General features: G+C 63.9%; 19 protein-coding genes. 15 read left to right on the top strand and 4 right to left on the bottom strand.

The window, feature by feature from the left end; genetic code table 11:
• Positions 1–307: 307 nt before the first annotated feature.
• Positions 308–1,234: an AraC family transcriptional regulator gene (locus tag IEX43_RS17580; protein WP_188813114.1), complete on the bottom strand. Its 927-nt coding sequence runs from the start codon at positions 1,232–1,234 to the stop codon at positions 308–310.
• Between the two features lie 273 nt (positions 1,235–1,507).
• On the opposite strand from IEX43_RS17580, the gene IEX43_RS17575 reads away from it, so the two are divergent.
• The 9 genes from IEX43_RS17575 (at position 1,508) to IEX43_RS17535 (ending at position 10,193) form a co-directional block, all read left to right on the top strand.
• On the top strand, positions 1,508–2,860 hold the full coding sequence (locus tag IEX43_RS17575; RefSeq protein ID WP_188813112.1) for an ABC transporter substrate-binding protein: 1,353 nt from the start codon (positions 1,508–1,510) through the stop codon (positions 2,858–2,860).
• Positions 2,861–2,880: 20 nt separating this feature from the next.
• Entirely contained in the window at positions 2,881–3,849 is a 969-nt protein-coding gene (locus tag IEX43_RS17570) for a carbohydrate ABC transporter permease (protein ID WP_188813095.1), read from the top strand.
• Entirely contained in the window at positions 3,846–4,781 is a 936-nt protein-coding gene (locus tag IEX43_RS17565) for a carbohydrate ABC transporter permease (protein WP_188813093.1), read from the top strand. The genes IEX43_RS17570 and IEX43_RS17565 overlap by 4 nt, the downstream gene beginning before the upstream one ends.
• 52 nt (positions 4,782–4,833) lie before the next feature.
• Positions 4,834–5,892, top strand: coding sequence for an NAD(P)-dependent alcohol dehydrogenase (locus IEX43_RS17560; RefSeq protein ID WP_188813091.1), 1,059 nt, complete (start codon positions 4,834–4,836; stop codon positions 5,890–5,892).
• A 59-nt stretch (positions 5,893–5,951) separates the two neighbouring features.
• Complete coding sequence (locus IEX43_RS17555) at positions 5,952–6,956, top strand: carbohydrate kinase family protein (RefSeq protein ID WP_188813089.1); 1,005 nt, start codon at positions 5,952–5,954, stop codon at positions 6,954–6,956.
• 6 nt (positions 6,957–6,962) lie between these two features.
• Positions 6,963–8,441, top strand: a complete 1,479-nt coding sequence (locus IEX43_RS17550; RefSeq protein ID WP_188813087.1) for a mannitol dehydrogenase family protein — start codon at positions 6,963–6,965, stop codon at positions 8,439–8,441.
• Positions 8,442–8,481: 40 nt separating this feature from the next.
• Positions 8,482–8,664, top strand: a complete 183-nt coding sequence (locus IEX43_RS17545) for a hypothetical protein (RefSeq protein WP_188813085.1) — start codon at positions 8,482–8,484, stop codon at positions 8,662–8,664.
• Positions 8,661–9,254, top strand: coding sequence for a hypothetical protein (locus tag IEX43_RS17540; protein ID WP_188813083.1), 594 nt, complete (start codon positions 8,661–8,663; stop codon positions 9,252–9,254). Before IEX43_RS17545 ends, IEX43_RS17540 begins: the two co-directional genes overlap by 4 nt.
• 210 nt (positions 9,255–9,464) lie before the next feature.
• Positions 9,465–10,193 (top strand): PspA/IM30 family protein, encoded by a 729-nt coding sequence (locus IEX43_RS17535; protein WP_188813081.1) that lies wholly within the window; start codon positions 9,465–9,467, stop codon positions 10,191–10,193.
• Between the two features lie 212 nt (positions 10,194–10,405).
• On the opposite strand, the gene IEX43_RS17530 is transcribed toward IEX43_RS17535, so the two are convergent.
• The gene (locus IEX43_RS17530) at positions 10,406–10,576 is read right to left on the bottom strand and encodes a hypothetical protein (protein ID WP_188813079.1); all 171 of its coding nucleotides are present in this window, start codon (positions 10,574–10,576) and stop codon (positions 10,406–10,408) included.
• Positions 10,577–10,849: 273 nt separating this feature from the next.
• Positions 10,850–11,341 (bottom strand): DUF6326 family protein, encoded by a 492-nt coding sequence (locus tag IEX43_RS17525; RefSeq protein ID WP_229666517.1) that lies wholly within the window; start codon positions 11,339–11,341, stop codon positions 10,850–10,852.
• A gap of 159 nt (positions 11,342–11,500) precedes the next feature.
• On the opposite strand from IEX43_RS17525, the gene IEX43_RS17520 reads away from it, so the two are divergent.
• Entirely contained in the window at positions 11,501–12,649 is a 1,149-nt protein-coding gene (locus IEX43_RS17520) for a sensor histidine kinase (protein WP_188813075.1), read from the top strand.
• Positions 12,646–13,296, top strand: coding sequence for a response regulator (locus IEX43_RS17515; RefSeq protein WP_188813073.1), 651 nt, complete (start codon positions 12,646–12,648; stop codon positions 13,294–13,296). Before IEX43_RS17520 ends, IEX43_RS17515 begins: the two co-directional genes overlap by 4 nt.
• Before the next feature lie 33 nt (positions 13,297–13,329).
• Here IEX43_RS17515 and IEX43_RS17510 read toward each other — a convergent pair whose 3' ends face one another.
• The gene (locus IEX43_RS17510) at positions 13,330–14,019 is read right to left on the bottom strand and encodes a hypothetical protein (RefSeq protein ID WP_188813071.1); all 690 of its coding nucleotides are present in this window, start codon (positions 14,017–14,019) and stop codon (positions 13,330–13,332) included.
• Between the two features lie 141 nt (positions 14,020–14,160).
• Here IEX43_RS17510 and IEX43_RS17505 point away from each other — a divergent pair, with 141 nt between their 5' ends.
• From IEX43_RS17505 to IEX43_RS17490, 4 genes are all read left to right on the top strand, one after another.
• Positions 14,161–16,902: a LuxR C-terminal-related transcriptional regulator gene (locus IEX43_RS17505; protein ID WP_188813069.1), complete on the top strand. Its 2,742-nt coding sequence runs from the start codon at positions 14,161–14,163 to the stop codon at positions 16,900–16,902.
• Between the two features lie 103 nt (positions 16,903–17,005).
• Complete coding sequence (locus tag IEX43_RS17500; protein ID WP_188813067.1) at positions 17,006–17,260, top strand: hypothetical protein; 255 nt, start codon at positions 17,006–17,008, stop codon at positions 17,258–17,260.
• Positions 17,261–17,470: 210 nt separating this feature from the next.
• Entirely contained in the window at positions 17,471–18,109 is a 639-nt protein-coding gene (locus IEX43_RS17495; RefSeq protein WP_188813065.1) for a hypothetical protein, read from the top strand.
• A gap of 99 nt (positions 18,110–18,208) precedes the next feature.
• Positions 18,209–18,838 carry an alpha/beta fold hydrolase gene (locus IEX43_RS17490; protein WP_188813063.1) on the top strand — a complete coding sequence of 210 codons (630 nt, stop codon included), beginning with the start codon at positions 18,209–18,211 and terminating at the stop codon, positions 18,836–18,838.
• Positions 18,839–18,873 lie beyond the last annotated feature (35 nt).

The following is an 18,873-nucleotide window of genomic DNA, read 5'->3' as shown; positions in this document are numbered from 1 at the left end:
ACCAATCACGCCTGCTCGTCCAGACCAGGCCTGGTGAATCGCGCAAGCGCGGTGGGTTAGCAGAGGGGTGACTGCCGCAGGGCCCGGTCGGGCGAAGGCGGGTTGTCGCACACGCGCGCAATGACCAGCGTGCCGCGGACGTTCGGCGCGGTCTTCCCGGTCTGGAGGCCGTCGTCGGGCGGGTACATTCCAATGTCCGCAATCCCGCAGCGCAGGACCTTCTGCTGGAGGCATACGCACAGCGCACAGGGGCTACCCTCAGCTGACGGGACGCGAATGCTGCCACGGGCACGGGCGCCTGCGCTGACTAGGATTTCTGGACGCGCCGGCGGTAGGTCCGCGGTGTTTCCCCGGCGTCGTTCATGAAATGTCGGTTGAAGTTGGAGAGGTTGGTAAAGCCGACTTCGTAGCAGATTTCGGAAATTGGTTTATCGCTGCGTTCCAGCAGTCGCCGGGCGTGGGCCAGGCGGAGCTTCCGAACAAGATCGCTGAAATTCTGGCCGGTGGCGCGCTTAAAGTACTTGGAAAAAGTGGGTTGGGGCATGCCCACCAGTGCCGCTGCCTCGGACATCTTGACGCTGCCGGCGTGGTTGCTGAACACATACTCCAGGACGAGGTCGACGACGGCGGCGGCTTGTCCGTCCAGCTGCGGCCTGAACCATTCCTCGGCAAGGTAGCGCCGCTCGTCCTGGGGTGCCCGGAGCAGGATTCCGAAGAGGGAGAACAGGTGCTGGAGCCGCTCCAGTCCGGTGGTAGTGCCCATCGCCTCGATGGCCGCGGCCGCCTCCTCGGCTGAAACTCCCAGGAACTCAATCCCCCGCTGGGACTGCTCCAGCAGCGGCCTCACCTCGGCCAGTTCGGGAACCAGCGCCGCCGCCTGCTCAACCCACCTGCCGTCGAACTGGATCACGGCATCCCGGTTCTCGAGTACCTCACCGGGCTCAAGGTCACTGACCCAGTCGTGCGGCAGGCCGGACCCCACCAAGGCAACGTGGCCAGCCTCGAACGTGCCGATATGGTCTCCAACAATGAACTTTCCCGTGCCCTTGCGGATCAAGTGGATCTCGTACTCGGGATGGTAGTTCCACCGTGCCAGCGGGCTGGGATAGCTGTGCTGGTGCCACCGGACCGAATGGTTGGGATCAGGCGGGATGACCTCGCGGTTTGCCCGCATCCCCAGCAGGCGTTCGGCGAGCCTTGCCGTGGCTCCGTCAGCAGTATCCGCGGCGGTCATCGTGGTGCTCCATAGGGGTGGGCGGTTATGAACTCCGGACAGGCGTTGGTGGTCCTGGTCCCAGACTAGCGCCTTCCCGGTGGTGCCGGCAGGAAAATAAGTATCAGAAAGTGGCAACCAGGGCGCTAGTTGTGACCTGCACCTCCCACCTAATCTGGAAGTACATCAGCGAGGCACGGAAAATCCGGTCAAAGCCCTCGCCCCGGTCCTGTACCCCGACACGGCAGTCGAGGTGCGGTGACTGTGCACCCTTGAAGAACAAAGGAGTCCTTAATGCGCCCAAAAATGCGTGCCGCGACCCTGGCCGCCGGCGCTTTGTGTGTAGCGCTGAGTGCCTCGGCCTGTGCAGGTGCCGGCGGCGGCAATTCTGCCGGAGACCCGAACAGCATCAGTGTCCTGATGGTCAACAACCCCCAGATGGAGGACCTGCAACGACTCACGGCAGATAACTTCACCAAGGAAACAGGGATCAGGGTCAATTACACGATGCTGCCGGAGAATGACGTCCGGGCCAAGATCAGCCAGGAGTTCTCCAGCCAGGCCGGCCAGTACGACGTCGCCTCCCTGTCCAACTACGAGATCCCGTTCTACTCCGCCAACGGCTGGCTGGCGCCGCTGGACGACGTGGCAGAGGACCCGGCATTCGACCAGGACGACATCCTGCCCGCCTACACGGCATCCCTCACCGGTGAGGACGGCAAACTCTACGGCGAACCGTTCTACGGGGAGTCCTCCTTCCTGATGTACCGCAAGGACATCCTGGAGGCCGAGGGCCTGACCATGCCGGCCAAGCCCACCTGGGACGAGGTGGCTGAGATAGCGGCAAAGGTGGACGGCGCGGAACCGGGCATGAAGGGCATCTGCCTCCGCGGCCAGCCGGGCTGGGGCCAGGTCTTCGCACCCCTGACCACCGTGGTGAACACCTTCGGCGGGACCTGGTTCGACAAAGACTGGAATGCCCAGGTCAACTCCCCGGAGTTCACCGAAGCGGTGGAGTTCTACACCAAGCTGGTCCGCGAGCACGGACAAGCAGGCGCCGCACAGGCAGGGTTCACCGAGTGCCTGAACAACATGAGCCAGAGCAATGTGGCCATGTGGTACGACGCGACGTCCGCCGCAGGCGCACTGGAAGCCGAGGACTCCCCGGTCAAAGGCAAAATCGGCTACGCGCAGGCCCCGGTCAAGGAAACCGCCTCTTCCGGCTGGTTGTGGACCTGGTCCTGGGCTATGCAGGCCGCGTCCAGGAAGCAGGACGCCGCCGAGCGGTTCATTGCCTGGGCCAGCTCCAAGGACTACGAGGAACTCGTCGCCTCCGAGCTCGGCTGGGCAAAGGTCCCGTCCGGCAAGCGCATCTCCACTTACGAAAACGCGGAGTTCCAGAAGGCCGCACCGTTCTTCGAGGCAGAACGCTTCGCCATTGAAAACGCAGACCCGAAGAACCCCGGTGCGCAGGAACGTCCCGCGGTCGGGATCCAGTTCGTCGGCATCCCCGAATTCGCAGCCCTCGGCACAAACGTGTCCCAAGGCGTCAGCTCCGCCATCGCCGGCCAGGGCAGCGTGGCAGACGCGCTGGCCAAGGGCCAGGAAGCCGCCCAAAAGGTCGGCGACAAGTACAAACAGCCCTAACCGAACCGCAGGAGAACATCATGACTACCGCAACGGCGCGCATCTCCCGTCCGGGACGCAATGCAGCCACACCTTCACAAAATGCCCGGCAACGGGAACGCGCCCTGGCCTGGGCACGGCGTGCACCGCTGCTGCCGGCCCTGATCTTCCTTATCCTGGTCACGCAGCTCCCGTTCGTGGCAACGCTGGTTATCTCGTTCATGAACTGGAACAGCCTCAGCCCGGACAAGACCGCCTTTGCAGGGCTGGAGAACTACGCCACCGTCCTCACGGACCCTGACCTGCGCCAGGCCATCTTCACCACCATCCTCCTCACCGTTTCCGTCGTGCTGGTCAGCCTGCTCATCGGGCTGGGACTGGCCCTGCTGCTGGACAAGAAGTTCATCGGCCGCGGACTGGCCCGGACGCTGCTGATCGCACCGTTCCTGGTGGTTCCCGTGGCAGCAGCCCTGATCTGGAAGCACGCCCTGCTCAACCCCACCTACGGTCTGATAAATGGCGTCCTGACCTGGGTATGGTCACTGTTCGGCAGTGCCGCGGCGCCGCAACTGGACCTGCTCTCGCAGGCACCCATGATGGCTGTGATCCTCTCCCTGGTGTGGCAGTGGACGCCCTTCATGATGCTCATCCTGCTGGCCGGCCTGCAGTCCCGTCCCATGGACACCGTGGAAGCTGCCCAGATGGACGGCGCCACCCCCTGGGGGATCTTCCGCCACCTGACGCTGCCGCACCTGCGCCAGTACCTGGAACTCGGCGGACTCTTGGGCGCAATCTACATCGTGCAGAACTTCGACGCCGTCTTCACCCTCACCGCCGGCGGACTGGGCACGGCCAACCTGCCCTACGCCATCTACCAGACGTTCTACTTCGCCAACGAATACGGCCTGGCATCCGCCGCCGGCGTCGTGGTGGTCATCGGCACCATCATCGTGGCCACCTTCGCACTCCGCACCGTCTTTTCACTCTTCAAGAAGGAGGCAGCACGATGAGCACCCTCACCCCCGCTGCACCGCAGAACTTCGGCCCTGCCCGTTCCACATCGCCCACCGCACTGAACACCGGCCGCACTCCACGGCGTCGCGGCAAGGCACGCATGGACCCCACCCGCAACAACACCGCCGCCGGCATCGCGGCCTGGCTCCTGGCACTTCTCTTCGCAGTCCCGGTCCTGTGGATGATCCTCACCTCGTTCCACTCCGAGACCGACGCCGCAACAAACCCGCCGTCCATCGCCGCAAACCTCACCCTGGACGCGTACCGGGAATTCTTCGGCGAAACATCCGGCGTCAGCCCCTGGCCGTCGCTGATCAACTCCGCCACCGCCTCGATCCTGTCCACGGTCCTCGTGCTGCTCCTGGCCTTCCCGGCAGCGTACGCGCTCTCCATCCGGCCGGTGAAGAAGTGGACCGACGTCATGTTCTTCTTCCTCTCCACCAAAATGATGCCCGTGGTCGCGGCCATCCTGCCCCTCTACCTCTTCGCCCGGACCGTGGGGGCACTGGACAACATCTGGTTCCTGATCCTGATGTACACCTCCATGAACCTGCCCATCGCCGTCTGGATGATGCGCTCCTTCCTCGCCGAAGTGCCCGAAGAAATGCTCGAAGCGGCGCAGATCGACGGCGCCAACCTCCTGCTCATCCTCCGCAAAATCATCGCCCCCGTGGCCATGCCCGGCATCGCCGCCACCGCCCTGATCTGCTTCATCTTCAGCTGGAACGAACTGCTCCTGGCCCGGGTCCTCACCGGCGTGGTGGCAGGCACCGCCCCGGTCTTCCTCACTGGCTTCGTCTCCGGCCAGGGCCTCTTCCTCGCCCAGGTCTGCGCGGCCGCCGTCGTGATCTCCCTTCCCGTGCTGTTCGCAGGCTTCGCCGCACAGGACAAACTCGTCCAGGGCCTCTCCCTGGGCGCCGTGAAATAACAGGCCATGACATAGCCCGCCGCCCCGCCAAACTCTTTCAAGGATTACTTCAATGACAACAACAACCGCCCAGTCACCTGCCACAGGTTCCGGACTGCCCGCCACGATGCGAGCGAACATCCTGAAGAGCCAGGGCGAGATGACCATGGAAACCCTGCCGCTTCCGCAGCTCGACGCCGACCAGGTCCTGGTGCAGGTGGCCGCCGTCGGCGTCTGCGGCAGTGACGTGCACTACTACGAGCACGGCCGGATCGGCCCGTACGTGGTGGACCACCCACTCATCCTGGGCCATGAACTCTCCGGCCGGATCGCCGCCGTCGGAAGCGCCGTGGACCAGGCCCGCATCGGCCGGCGCGTCGCCGTCGAACCCCAGCGCCCCTGCCGCAAATGCAAGCAGTGCAAGGCCGGCCGGTACAACCTCTGCCCGGACATCGAGTTCTACGCCACCCCGCCCATCGACGGCGCGTTCGCCGAGTATGTGGCCATCCAGTCCGACTTTGCCTACGACATCCCGGACAGCGTCAGTGACGAGGCAGCCGCCCTCATCGAGCCACTCTCCGTCGGCCTCTGGGCCTGCGAACGGGCAGAGATCAAGCCCGGCAGCAGGGTCCTGATCGCCGGAGCCGGTCCCATCGGCATCATCGCCGCCCAGGCCGCGCGCGCCTTCGGCGCCACCGAAATCTACATCAGCGACATCGCCGAAGACCGGCTTGCGTTCGCCCTGGAACACGGCGCAACGCACGCGCTCAATGCCAGGACGGACAGCGTCGAGGGGCTCGACGTCGACGCGTTCATTGACGCGTCCGGCGCACCACAGGCGGTCCGCTCCGGAATCAAGGCCGTAGCCCCGGCCGGCCGGGTCATCCTCGTCGGGCTCGGGGCGGACGATGTCGAACTCCCCGTCTCCTACCTCCAGAACCGCGAAATCTGGCTCTCCGGGGTCTTCCGCTACACCAACACCTGGCCCTTGGCTATCCAGCTGATCGCCGACGGGAAAGTGGACCTCGACATCCTGGTCACCGGCAAATTCAGCCTGTCCGAGTCCGAGGAGGCGCTCACGGCAGGCAAACAGCCCGGCCAGCTCAAAGCCGTCGTCTACCCGGGCCGCTGACGCCGGTAGCCCGGAAGCAGCAGCAGCCACATCCAGCACCGACCTGCAAGGAAGCAGCCATGTCATCACAGGGGATCGGCCCGAAACCGAATCTTTCCGACAGCAAAGCCCTGGTCACTGTCATCGGGGAAGCACTCGTCGACATCATCGAAGACCCCCGACAGGGGAGCACAGCACCGGAGACGCATCCGGGCGGCAGCCCCCTGAATGTGGCCGTCGGCTGCGCCCGGCTGGGCCTTTACACCAAACTCGTCACCCACTTCGCTGAGGATCCGTACGGTCAGTTGATCGCCAAGCACCTCGAGAACAACGGTGTCGAGACCATCGTCGGGGGATCCCAACCCACCTCAACAGCTGTGGCGACTCTGGACGACACTGGAGCCGCCCGCTACACCTTCGCCATCAGCTGGGACATCAACGGGGCCTCCATCCCGGCCCTGGCAGCGGCGGAAAGCTCCCGGCACGTCCACACCGGATCCATCGCCACGGTTCTGCCTCCGGGCAGCAAATCGGTGATGGGCCTGCTCGACGGTGCCCGCCATCACGCCACTATCAGCTTCGACCCCAACTGCAGGCCGGCAATCAGCCCGGACAAAGCAGCCGCGAGGCAGCAGGCAGAGGACTTTGTTGCCGCCAGCGACATCGTCAAGGCCAGCGACGAGGACCTGTTCTGGCTGTACCCCGACAGGACCCTGGAGGAATCAATGAACGCATGGCTGGCTCTGGGGCCTGCCCTGGTGGCATTGACCCGCGGCGCCAACGGACCCGTCCTCCTCAGCCGGTCCGGAAGGGTGGACATCCCCGGTGAAACGGTAACGGTAGCAGACACCGTCGGAGCAGGAGACTCCTTCATGGCCGCACTGATCTCCGGGCTGGCGCAGCTGGACGCACTCGGCGCAGCAGGCCGGGAGCGGCTCCAGAGGATTAGCCAGGACGAGCTCCATGCCCTGGCCCGCTATGCGAACAAAGCAGCCGGCATCACCTGCTCGCGGGCGGGCGCCAACCCACCGGGACCGGCAGAGCTGGGGCCGCTGGCAATCCCATCGTCCTTCCTCGAAGCGTAGGCACCCATGCCATCCCTGAAGAACTACACCTTGCCCGACGTTCCCGGCCCGGTCAGCCAGCCTGCATATAACAGGTCAAGGCTGACAGAGGGCATTGTCCACTTCGGAGTCGGCGGTTTCCACCGCGCGCATCAGGCCATGTATCTGGACCGGCTCATGAATGCCGGAAAAGCTCTTGACTGGGCCATTTGTGGGGTAGGGGTCCTGCCCGGCGATGTTCACATGAAGAAGGTCATGGACAGCCAGGACTGCCTTTACACCCTCACCGTGAAGCATGCCGACGGCATCAGAGAGGGCAGGATTATTGGCTCCATCATCAACTACCTCTTTGCCCCGGACGACCCGGAAGCAGTGATTGAGAAGATGGCCTCGCCCGCCATCCGCATCGTTTCGCTGACCGTGACTGAAGGCGGCTACAACTTCCACCACGTCACCGGAGAATTCGACGCGGACAACCCCGACGTGGTCCATGACCTTCAACCCGGAGCCGTGCCCCGGACGACCTTCGGTCTCATCACAGCAGCCCTCGCCCGCCGAAGGCAGCGCGGACTTGCCCCCTTCACCGTGATGTCCTGCGACAACATTCAGGGCAACGGCAACGTTGCCCGCGAGATGTTTACCGCCTTTGCTGCCCTCAAAGACCCGGAACTTGGCGAGTGGGTACGGCAAAATGTCGCTTTTCCCAACAGCATGGTTGACCGCATCACCCCCGCCACCACCGACGAGGACCGCTTGACCGCCGTTCGGGAATATGGTGTCGAGGACGCCTGGCCCGTCGTCTGCGAACCATTCGAACAATGGGTCCTCGAGGACCATTTCAGTCTCGGCCGGCCCCCGTTGGAGGATGCCGGCGTCCAGCTGGTCGCCGACGTAGAACCCTATGAGCTCATGAAACTCCGCCTGCTCAACGCCAGCCATCAAGGCATGTGCTACTTTGGCCACCTCGCCGGCTACACCTACGCTCATGAAGCCGCACAGGACCCGTTGTTTGCCCGGTTCCTGCTGGACTACATGAACAAGGAAGCAACCCCGACCCTGGAGCCTGTGCCGGGAATAGACCTGGACAGCTACAAACAAACCCTCATTGACCGTTTCTCCAATGAGCACATTCGGGACACTCTCGCCCGCCTGTGCGCCGAAAGTTCCGACCGCATCCCCAAATGGCTGTTGCCTGTGATCAACACCAATCTGGAACGGGGCGGGAAAATACACCGCTCTGCCGCGATAGTGGCCAGCTGGGCCCGTTACGCAGAGGGTCTTGATGAGCAAGGAAACAGCGTCGACGTCGTCGACCGGCTCAAAAAGCCCCTGATGGCAGCGGCTGCCCGCCAACGCGAGGAACCCCTGGCGTTCATCTCCAACCGACAAATCTTTGGAGACCTGATCGACAACGAGATGTTCGTCCGTGCCTACACCGCAGCGCTGGACAAGCTCCACGAGGGCGGAGCCAGGGCCACCCTTGGATCGCTTGCCTCTCAGCCCTAACCGGAGGACGCCAAGTCCGGGCGACAGATAGGCTGGCAGCATGACGTTGGGGGACGAGGCCGCGGAGCCGCCTGTGCACATTCGAAACTTGCGGACGCTGCGGGCGCTCCTGCTCCTGGCCGTACACCTCTTCTGGGCGACCGTCGGTCCGGCCTCAGCGATCGGGCGCTGGTCCATCCGCAAAGACACGCGGGTATCCGAGAAGGAAGTCGCACATCCATGAGTCGGCGCGAAGCCGGGGGGACCGCCCTCATTGTCGCGGCGGCACTGTGCGCCTATGCCTACCATGCAATCTATGGGGCGTACCGGGCTGCCGCCCGGGAGGGGCTGCTCCTCTACATCGGGATTCCTGCGGATTCCATCGCCTTCTGGTTCTTGGTTGTGGCCTTCCTGTCCGGCGCCTCCGGGCTGTCGCTCCTGCTTCCGGCGTTGATCGGACGCATTCGCAAGAAGATCCCACGACGCACCGTTGGCTGGCTCACGGGCGTGGCGGCCGCTGCGGCAGTGCCGTACTTCGCCCTCGTGTTTCTCTTCGCAGCCCTTGGCGCGTTCGGAATTGGTGACACAGTGAAGATCGTGGCCGCGGATGGAACCTCTGTGCTCGTGACCCAGGACGGCTTCGGCGGTGACAGCGCCGTCCTCCACACCGAGCACGACGAGTACCACTACAAGCGGGTCCGCGACGCACCGGAGATCTCTGGCTGGCCCCGGGTGAAAGACCAGAAATGCCGGCTGGATAGTGCCGGCAACGAGCTGCAGCTTTTCTGCGGGGATAAAACCCTGTTGGTTGCCCCGGATGAAGCAGGCATGTGAAGGTGGTGCCTGAAGGAAGCCGACCTGAATCGTTAGCCGACACATATTCGCCTGCTGCGCGCTGTCCTCTCGCGGCCACAGTGGGTTAGCCGAGGGTCAAACTGGATAAGCCCCTACGGGGCGAGGTGTCAGGGTGCGGTCTCCCGCTGTTGACCCGCCACGGTGCCGTACACATAAAATTCGAATTCCACCCCCGATAGAAAGACCCCCGTGAAGCAGAGTATTTTCGCCCGTGTTGCCCAGCTCGCCAAGGCCAATATCAACGCCCTCCTGGACTCCGCGGAAGACCCTCAGAAGATGCTGGACCAGATGGTCCGGGACTACTCGGCCAACATCCGCGAAGCCGAAGCCGCCGTCGCGCAGACGATCGGCAACGTCCGTATGGCCGAAGAGGACTACAGGCGGGCCGTGAACGACGCCAACACCTGGGGCAACAAGGCCATCGCCGCGTCCCGCAAAGCTGATGAGTTCCGGGCCGCCGGGAACGGTGTGGACGCCGACAAGTTTGATGCCCTTGCCAAGCTGGCTCTTCAGCGGCAGATGACCGCCGAGTCGATGGCCAAGGGGCAGGAGCCCGGCCTGGCCGCGCAGAACGAGATCGTCGACAAGCTCAAGGGCGGGCTCGACCAGATGAAGGGCAAGCTGCACGAGCTGACCGCCAAGCGCAACGAACTGGTGGCCCGGTCCCGGACGGCGGCCGCCCAGTCCCAGGTCCATGATGCGCTCAAGTCTCTGGACGCCGGCGACCCGACCTCGGCCATCGGCCGGTACGAGGAGCGCATCCGCCGCCAGGAAGCCACCGTCCGCGGCCAGCAGGAACTCGCCTCCTCATCCCTGGATGCCCAGTTCGCCTCCCTGGAAGACCTCGGTGAGCAGACCGAAGTGGAAGCACGGCTCGCCGCTCTCAAGTCCATCGACCGGAAAGCCATCGACGACTAGGAACGGCTCCCTCAAGGGCCCTGGATCTGACCGTCACCCTGTCCTCGGTGGACCGCACCACGAAGAACGCAGTGGTAGCACGAACCAGGATCCCGGCGAAGGCCAACCGGGGTTTGTGCTTCACTGGATCCCCCAATCCGTGCCTTTCCGGACGCCCCTTGCTCGTGAACGCCCAAGCGGAGGACACGCCCGCAGGTGGCACCCAGCCTCGACTAAGCCGCTCTTTCATCGGAGCTTTGGATCTCCGTACTCTGGACTGCTCGTCTGCCGTGGGCCAGCGGCCGGCGCCGGGCTTTGACCAGAACAATCAGCATGGTCAGGATGGTGACCGACCAGGCAATCGCGGCGAGGAACACCAGGCCGATTCCCACTAAGGGGTGCATAGCGAAAGTCTAGGACCGTGCCGCTTTCATTCCCGGACGCAACTCCGCAGCATCAGAGCCGGAATTTGCCCACGTAGGGACCAGAGGTCAACGGACAAGGCTCCGGGCACGAAAAAGGTGCGCCCCGTTCGCTGAGCGCACCCTTCACGATTCCCCTCACAGTCGCATCCCCATCCGACTGCAACCATCATAAGTATGCTTAGGAGTATGTGCGCAAGGCCAAGGCCTGCACGAAGCAGATGACTCCGAACAGGACAGGTACTGCTCGTGGGTTCACGCTTGCTGCTGGGCGCGGTCGGACTCACGCCTGGTCGGCAGGGCCGCAGCCGGGGCGGTGCGGGGCCAGATCCAGGCGGAGCGCAGGATGAAGGCCAGGAGCAGCAGCTCGATTGCGATGTGGAAGCCGTAGTAAAGGGCCCAGTCCCAGCTCGCCCCTGCCGCGTTGAACACCGTGACGGGCATGTAGAGCGTTGCCACGGCGAGGTTCGCGGTGCGGTTCACCCGGGCGGGCAGCGTCATGGAGAGCATTACCATCAGGGCCGGGATTCCTATGACCGCGACGAAAACGGTCATCAACGTCGGGGTAATGGTGAACTCAAAGATGCCGCCACCCCGGATTTGGTCGATGGCGCCGGGTTGGTAGAGGTGGAAGTAGTCGATGTAGATGTAGAAGAACATCAAACTGGTCCAGGCTGCGGCGAGCTTGGCTTGCACCGGGATCCGCTGGTCTTCCGGTGCGGTGGTGGGTTGACGTGTTCTCATCATGGGCTCCGTTGTTGTGGTGAGGATCGGTAGTTCCACGATCGCTGAGCCAGGCGGCGGGCACATCGGCCCGGAGGCTGGAGTTTGCCTGGCCTATGGCATGGTCTCTCTCTCGTGCTTTCGGCTGATCCGCCGCTGCCGCTCTGGTTCTAAGCTGGACAGATGGTGACGAAGGCGTTGCGCACTATGTGGGCTGAGCCTCGACCAGCGAATCCGCCGCGGCGGGTGTGGCGGGACGGGGTGCTCGTCGGGGTGCTCCTGGTGTGGTCGGTGGTGGAGGCGGTGCTCCGCGAGGACATAATGTGGCGCCCGCTGGTGCTCGCCGCCATGATTGTGGTCCTTGCTCCCTTGTGGTGGCGCCGCACCCACCCGCTGGCGGCGGTCGCGGTCTCCTTCGGCACGCTGATGGCTGTCGACGTTGCGAGGATCCTCGCGGGCGAGGATGCTGGTCTGCTGACGAGCATCGGGGGCGTGCTCGTCTTGGCCTACGCGCTGTTCCGGTGGGGAGCCGGCCGGGAGGCCTCGATCGGCCTCGTGGTCATCCTGGCCTGGCTGGTCATCACGCACGTCGCCGACCCGACCAGCCAGGCAGATGTGGTGGGTGCATTCGCCTTCTTCCTGTTCGCCGCAGCCCTGGGCGCTGCAATCCGCTACCACGCGTACGCGCGCACCCGCGACATTGACGAGACCAAAGCCCGGGAGCGTGAGCAGCTGGCGCGTAACCTCCACGACACGGTCGCCCACCACGTCTCCGGCATCGTCATCCAGGCCCAGGCCGGACGTGCAGTCGCAACGTCGCACCCCGAGCGTGCCGCTGAGGTTCTTGCTGTCATCGAGGACGCGGCCTCGCGAACGCTGACCGAGTTGCGCACCATGGTGGGTGTTCTGCGCGCCTCCGAGGGGGCGGACTTCGCGCCAGGCCAGGGCGTAGCTGACCTCGGGCGGCTCGCCGGTCAGGCCGGGGGAGGGCCACGGGTCGATGTTGAGCTGTCCGGTGAGCTCGACGATCTCAGCCCTGTGGTTGGTGCCGCGCTCTACCGCCTGACCCAAGAGTCGGTCACGAACGCGCGACGGCACGCCCGCTCCGCGACGCGGGTAGCCGTGCGTGTCGTGGGTGACGCCGAGCAGGTGCGGTTGACGGTCGATGACGATGGCGCCGTCAGCACGGCCGCTGGCGGCCCGTCGGGCTTTGGCCTCGTCGGTATGCGGGAACGCGCCAAGTTGCTGGGTGGCACGTTCCACGCCGGCCCGTCCGCGGGCGGTGGCTGGCGGGTCGAGGCGATACTGCCCCGAGCGGGCGCCCCCCGATGACCATCCGGGTGCTCATCGCCGACGATCAAGACATCGTGCGCACCGGCCTGACGATGCTGCTGAACGCCCAGCCCGACATCGAGGTCGTGGGTGCCGCCACCGATGGGCGACAGGCGGTGGCCCTGGCGCGTCAGCTGCACCCGGACGTGTGCCTGTTCGACATCCGCATGCCGCTGATGGACGGTATTGAAGCCACCCGCCGGCTCGCCGGACCCGAGGTCACCGACCCCCTGCCGATCGTGGTGATCACAACTTTTGACCTCGACGAGTACGTCCATGGGGCGTTGAAGGCCGGTGCCCGGGGCTTCCTGCTTAAGGACGCCGGACCTGCGCTGCTGACCCAGGCGATCCACGCCGCAGCCGACGGTGATGCGCTGATCGCTCCCAGCGTGACCGTCCGTCTACTTGCGGCGTTTGCCAGGTCGCAGAAGGGACCATCCGCGCAGCCGATAGAACCGCTCACCTCCCGGGAGGAGCAAGTGCTCCTCCCCGTGGCGCAGGGCCGAACCAATAGTGAGATCGCCGCCGATCTCCACATCAGTCCCAGCACCGTCAAGACCCATCTGGCCAGCCTGATGCGCAAGCTGGACGCGCGAAATCGGGTCGAGCTCGCCATGTGGGCTCATGAGACAGGCCGCACCACCTGAGGCTGGGGCGGAGGCCGTAGAGGCCAGCGTCGTTCACTTGGCACCGGCTGGGTGGAGCGACGAACTCGCGGCCTTGTGCACGGACTGACCGGTGACCGTGCGCTGCTCGCGCCACAAGGAGAATCCGAGGGCGACCAGGGCGACAGCGTTGGGCAAGGCGAACAGTCTGAAGTTGATCTGCGGCAGCACCAGGATCGCGATAGGAGCAAGGGCGCCAACGGCGAGCAGTACTGCAGACCAACGGACGAGGATCTTTGCGCGGAAGAGGGCGATAGCGAAAAGCAGGCCGCCGCCCAGGTAAGCGATTCCCATGAACGAGATGAGTGGCTGGATCAGGCCGATGTCACCGGCCGCACTGCCGTTTGTGGACACGGCAAGGACGTCGTTGACGTAGCCGGGCGCGCTCTCGGCGATGGATGGAAGGACGACCATCGCAATGGTTTCGACGCTCAGCATGGCGAGGTAGCCTGCGCTGAAAAGGACGTACCCGAGCAGGCCAAGGACCCCGGTCTCCTTGGTCTGGCGCAGGTACATTCCCGTGATCCCGACGAGCGCCAAAGCGGCCATGAGCACCTTCATCCCTTGCCGGACCGTCCATTCGGTTGTGGTGACAAAGGTGGCATCCAGATGGGGATGGTTGATCTGGACGGCAGTAAACAGCAATCCTGCGGCAATGGCGCTCAGGCCGGCCGCCCGGGTGAGCTTGGTGGCGGTGATGGGCATGTCCGGCTCCTTGTTTCCGCGTGTCCGTGGCCGAGTGCTACGGATGACTCAAACGTAGGAACCAATGGGGTGACCAGGCGTCACCCAAGGATGTGATTGACGGGGTGAGATCCGGGCAGCCCGGACGCCTATACTGGGGGCATGCCGACGCCTGTGCTGGCTACGAAGCTCTTTTTTCCGGCACCGCGCCCGCAGATCACTTCCCGGCCACGGCTGCTCAAGCGTCTCAACGATGAACTGGGCGCAAGCCGGAAGCTGTCACTCGTTTGCGCTCCGGCGGGCTTCGGCAAAACTACCCTGCTCAGCGAGTGGATCATCCAGCGCGGACGCCAGCAACCCGGCGTCGGTATCGCCTGGCTGTCCCTCGACGCGCACGATAATGACCCCTCACGCTTTCTGGCCTACCTTGTTGCTGCCCTGCAGGGCGTGGACGCGGACATCGGCGTGGAGATCACCGGCCTGAGGCACAGCGGCCAGGTCATGGCTGCGGAACCAGTACTGACGTCCCTGATCAATGACATGGCGCGGTCCGGAAAAGAGTTCATCCTTGTGCTCGATGACTACCACGTCATTGAAGAACGACTGGTTCATGAAGCCCTCGCGTTCCTTCTGGACCATCTGCCGCCGCAGCTGCACCTGGCCATCGCCACCAGATCGGATCCGCCGCTGTCGCTGGCCCGCTTACGGAGCCGCGGCGAGCTGACCGAGCTCAGGGCCGCCGACCTGCGCTTCACACCGGAGGAAGCGGCTGATTTCCTCAACCAGGTCATGAACTTGGGTCTTTCAGTGGATGACATCGCTGCTCTTGCGACCCGGACCGAGGGGTGGATCGCGGGACTTCAGCTGGCCGGGTTGTCCCTCCGGGAGCACGAGGACGCCTCCGCGTCTATCCGGGCTTTCACGGGAAGCCATCGCTTCGTCATCGACTACCTGGTGGAGGAGGTGTTGCAGCGCCAGCCGGCAGAAGTCCGCAACTTCCTGCTGACCACAGCTCTCCTGGACCACCTGACAGGAGGTCTCTGTGAGGCACTCACAGGCGTGGGCGGAGGCCAGGCCATGCTTGATGCGCTGGAGCGGGACAATCTGTTCGTTATTCCACTGGATGACCGGCGGCAGTGGTATCGGTATCATCATTTGTTCGCCGACGTCCTGCGTGCACGGGCCCGGCAGGAACCGCCCAGCCGAATACCCGAGCTGCATCGACTGGCAAGCGAATGGTACGAACAGAATGACCTGACAGAGGACGCAGTCCACCACGCATTGGCGGCCGAGGACTTTGAACGCGCCGCCAACCTGATCGAAGAAGTGCTGCCGCAAATGCGCCGGACCCGGCAGGATGTCATGATGCTGGCCTGGCTGACGGCGCTTCCTGACGAGGTGATCCGTTCCCGCCCACTGCTCAGTGTCTTCTACGCCTGGCGCATGCTAGTCTCCGGCGACCTCGACGCCGTCGAGCCCTGGCTTCGGGCCGCTGAACAGGGACTGGACTCAGCAGCAGCGGAGGGCAAGGGGCCAGGACACTCCGCCCCGACATCAATCCGCGGACAAGAGCTCCGGATGCTGCCGTCAACCATCGCAATGTACCGGGCCTCGCTGGCTCAGGCCAGGGGTGACGTCTCCGCCACGGCACACCACGCGCGGGAGGCGTTCGAACTCGCCGGGCCGGAAGACCATTTCGCCCGCGGGGCCGCAGCGGCGTTTCTGGGGTTGGCTTCCTGGGCTCAAGGTGACGTAGAAACGGCTGTCGACACCTTCTCAGAGGCAGTCTTGAGCCTCCATGAAGCGGGAAACCTCACCGATGAGCTCAGCAGCACCATCCTGCTGGCAGACATGCAGATCGCCCGGGGAAAGCTTCAGGAAGCGCGAAAGCTCTACGAAAGTGCCCTTGGCCATGCGGCCGCCCAAGGGGGAACGGCGCCCCGTGCCACTGCTGAGCTGCATGTGGGCTACAGCGAGCTCTGCCGTGAATTTGGGGACCTGGAGAGCGCAGCCCTGCATCTTCAAACAAGTAAAGAGCTGGGCCGGCACGTCGCTCCCTTGACGGAGCACTCTTACCGGTGGTTCGTTGCGATGGCAGGCGTGCGGGAAGCCGAAGGGGACGTAACCGGGGCCATCGAGTCCCTTGACCAGGCCCAGCTCCTGTATCTGCGTGGGTTTTTTCCGGAAACCCGCCCCATCCCCGCATTGAAAGCGCGCACAGCGATCAGGCAGGGGCGGCTGTCAGAAGGCTGGGCGTGGGCACGCAGCACCGGCCTGCCGGTGGTTAGGGAGTTGAGCTACCTACGGGAATTTGAGCACCTCACCCTGGCGCGTCTTCTCATTTCCCAGCACCGCGTCCTGCCGGAAGAAAAGACGATCCAGGCGGCGGAGGACCTGCTCAAGCGCCTGCTCAAAGCTGCGCAGGCAGCCGGACGCAAGGGAAGCACCTACGAGATCCTTGTGCTGCAGGCACTGGTACTGGACGCCCAGGGCCAGCACGCGCTGGCGCTGGCACCCCTGGAACGTGCCCTGGCCGAAGCCGGACCGGAGGGTTACGTCCGCCTCTTTCTGGATGAAGGAGCACCCCTGGCGCCGCTGCTGGCTGAGGCAGCAGGCAAGGGCACCGCCGCGGCCCACGTTGCCCGGCTTCTCCAATCCTTGGAAACCACGAAACTTCAAACGGCTGCCAGGGGGACTACCGCACCTGAGCTGGAAGTCCTGAGCAAACGCGAGCTGGAGGTACTGAGGCTACTGGGCTCGTCATTGAGCGGGCCGGAAATCGCCCGCCAGCTCTTTGTCTCGGTCAACACCCTGCGCACCCACACCAAACGCATCTTCACCAAGCTCGAGGTCAACAGCCGGCGGGAAGCGGTGCGCCATGGCAAGGAGCAGGGGCTGATTTAGGGGCCTGCGCAGCCCTCGGGGAGCACTACATCCATCACCAAGGATGGTGACGCGGAATCACCCCACGCCTCAGTAGCTTCAGGTGGGAAAGGGGATGAACGCCATGCCAGCAGAACATCACGGGCCCGGACAGTACCAACTCCGCATCCGGGGACACCTCGACAGTTCCTGGACCAACTGGTTCGAAGGCATGGCCGTCACACAAGAAAACGACGGAACAACCAGCCTGTGCGGACCGGTCCTCGATCAGGCAGCGCTGCACGGCCTGCTCGCAAAGGTTCGGGATATCGGCGCGACGTTAATAGCCGTGAATCTCCTGGAGGATCCGGGCCCCCAGAACGAAACCATTAAGGCCTAGCGCCAGCGTGCAGCGACCACACCTCGGATTCCACCCAACCACGCCGGTTGATCGGGAGATATCGGGCCAACCACCTCATCAATCACCACCCGTGGTGACGCCAGGTCACTAAGCGCCCGCGTAGCTTCAAGTCATCCCGGCACTTTCCGGGCATGAGGCCACCTTCAACATTCGTGATTCGCGCAGAACCCGTCAGATAAGAGCTCCAAAATGTCATCCAAAATCGAAGTTCTCCTACCTGCAACACTCATCAGGATCTTGGCCTTCGCCGGATTTATCTCAGCAGCAATTCTGCTGGTCAACGCGGCAAAGAGGGCAGGGATCATTCCCACATCACCTTTCACCCAGCTCGCTGCACCGATAGCTCAAATCGCCGCGATCGGATTGGTGATCGGGATGTATTTGTTGGTTTCCCGCAAGGCCGGGACCCTCGCAGCCTCAGGTGCCGTCATCTCCGTAACGTCGCTGGCCGGCCTCGTTGGGGTTGAGTTCGTCCTCAACCTCGTCTTTCCCTACATTGGCCAAGATGTTGTTTCCGTCCTGCGTTCAGGTCCCTTGGGTATCGCCCTCACAGTGGTATCGATGCTCTTCCTCGTGGGTACCGTGATTTTCATGCTCGCGCTGTGGGTGACGTCAAGCGTTCCCAAAAGCGCCATAGTCCTCTACACGGCGAGTTCACTTCCCATCGCCCTGCGAACGGTGTTCCCGGAAATTGTGCTGCAACTTGGGCTGGTTGGTCTCGCCGTAGCCGCCGCTTTCCTTGCAGCCTGGATGCTTCGCAACGTTCCTCGTACCGCAGCAGCCGACGGGGTCACTGCGGCGCAGCCAGCATCGGTGACTGCAACCTAAGCAGAACACGCTGAGAAGGCCGCTGCCACCCAATTTCTAAACGTCGACTGCAACCAACCAATGCCGGGTATCGAGCCGGCTCTTGTACCAGGAGTAGCAATGATTTCGCTTACAGACCATACAAAGAAACGTCGCCGGCCATTCCGTCGCACGCGCAAAATCCTTGGCGTTGTTGCGATCACTGCCCTGGGCATGATTCTTGCATCCACAGCGGCCAACGCGTTCCTGGAACAGCAGGAGAGGTCGAGCACTGCCCAGTACGGTGAACTAGTGGAGGTCGCTGGAGGCTCACTGAACGTCGTCCGGGCTGGCGCCGAAGGTGGGCAGCCCCTGGTCCTGCTCAGCGGTCTGGGCACGATAGCTCCGGCGCTGGACTTCGCCCCTTTGATTAGGGAACTCGTGGCCTACGACGTCATCGTCGTCGAGCGTTTCGGGTACGGCTACAGCGACATGAGCGCACCGGATCGGACCGTTGAGAATATCAGCAGAGAGCTCCACGAGGCCCTCTCCTTACTCGACATCGGGAAGCCGTACGTTTTGGCTGGACATTCGATCGCGGGCTTCTACACACTCGACTATGCGAACCGGTACCCGGGCGAAGTATCCGCCGTTATCGGCATTGACCCGAGCGTGCCCACGACCGAGCTGGAGAAGCATTCCGCGGCCAGCGGCGGCATCAATGTCATCGGGATAGGGACTGCCCCGGCTTTTGTTGACTCGGGGTCTTAGGCCGCTGTGAGTGCGGTCCGGTTGATTGTTTCATA

The sequence above is a fragment of the Pseudarthrobacter polychromogenes genome, from assembly GCF_014644495.1.
GTDB classification, from domain to species: domain Bacteria; phylum Actinomycetota; class Actinomycetes; order Actinomycetales; family Micrococcaceae; genus Arthrobacter; species Arthrobacter polychromogenes.
The sequence above is the reverse complement of the archived record's forward strand: the minus strand, read 5'-3'. Positions and strand labels throughout refer to the sequence as shown.

Excerpts from the sequence above, each read along its gene's own strand:
- IEX43_RS17500 (WP_188813067.1), top strand. The coding sequence starts at position 17,006 with ATGCCAGCAGAACATCACGGGCCCGGACAGTACCAACTCCGCATCCGG.
- IEX43_RS17565 (WP_188813093.1), top strand. The coding sequence starts at position 3,846 with ATGAGCACCCTCACCCCCGCTGCACCGCAGAACTTCGGCCCTGCCCGT.
- IEX43_RS17495 (WP_188813065.1), top strand. The coding sequence starts at position 17,471 with ATGTCATCCAAAATCGAAGTTCTCCTACCTGCAACACTCATCAGGATC.
- IEX43_RS17490 (WP_188813063.1), top strand. The coding sequence starts at position 18,209 with ATGATTTCGCTTACAGACCATACAAAGAAACGTCGCCGGCCATTCCGT.
- IEX43_RS17520 (WP_188813075.1), top strand. The coding sequence starts at position 11,501 with ATGGTGACGAAGGCGTTGCGCACTATGTGGGCTGAGCCTCGACCAGCG.
- IEX43_RS17555 (WP_188813089.1), top strand. The coding sequence starts at position 5,952 with ATGTCATCACAGGGGATCGGCCCGAAACCGAATCTTTCCGACAGCAAA.
- IEX43_RS17515 (WP_188813073.1), top strand. The coding sequence starts at position 12,646 with ATGACCATCCGGGTGCTCATCGCCGACGATCAAGACATCGTGCGCACC.
- IEX43_RS17570 (WP_188813095.1), top strand. The coding sequence starts at position 2,881 with ATGACTACCGCAACGGCGCGCATCTCCCGTCCGGGACGCAATGCAGCC.
- IEX43_RS17510 (WP_188813071.1), bottom strand. The coding sequence starts at position 14,019 with ATGCCCATCACCGCCACCAAGCTCACCCGGGCGGCCGGCCTGAGCGCC.
- IEX43_RS17530 (WP_188813079.1), bottom strand. The coding sequence starts at position 10,576 with ATGCACCCCTTAGTGGGAATCGGCCTGGTGTTCCTCGCCGCGATTGCC.
- IEX43_RS17575 (WP_188813112.1), top strand. The coding sequence starts at position 1,508 with ATGCGCCCAAAAATGCGTGCCGCGACCCTGGCCGCCGGCGCTTTGTGT.
- IEX43_RS17525 (WP_229666517.1), bottom strand. The coding sequence starts at position 11,341 with ATGATGAGAACACGTCAACCCACCACCGCACCGGAAGACCAGCGGATC.
- IEX43_RS17560 (WP_188813091.1), top strand. The coding sequence starts at position 4,834 with ATGACAACAACAACCGCCCAGTCACCTGCCACAGGTTCCGGACTGCCC.
- IEX43_RS17580 (WP_188813114.1), bottom strand. The coding sequence starts at position 1,234 with ATGACCGCCGCGGATACTGCTGACGGAGCCACGGCAAGGCTCGCCGAA.
- IEX43_RS17545 (WP_188813085.1), top strand. The coding sequence starts at position 8,482 with ATGACGTTGGGGGACGAGGCCGCGGAGCCGCCTGTGCACATTCGAAAC.
- IEX43_RS17540 (WP_188813083.1), top strand. The coding sequence starts at position 8,661 with ATGAGTCGGCGCGAAGCCGGGGGGACCGCCCTCATTGTCGCGGCGGCA.
- IEX43_RS17550 (WP_188813087.1), top strand. The coding sequence starts at position 6,963 with ATGCCATCCCTGAAGAACTACACCTTGCCCGACGTTCCCGGCCCGGTC.
- IEX43_RS17505 (WP_188813069.1), top strand. The coding sequence starts at position 14,161 with ATGCCGACGCCTGTGCTGGCTACGAAGCTCTTTTTTCCGGCACCGCGC.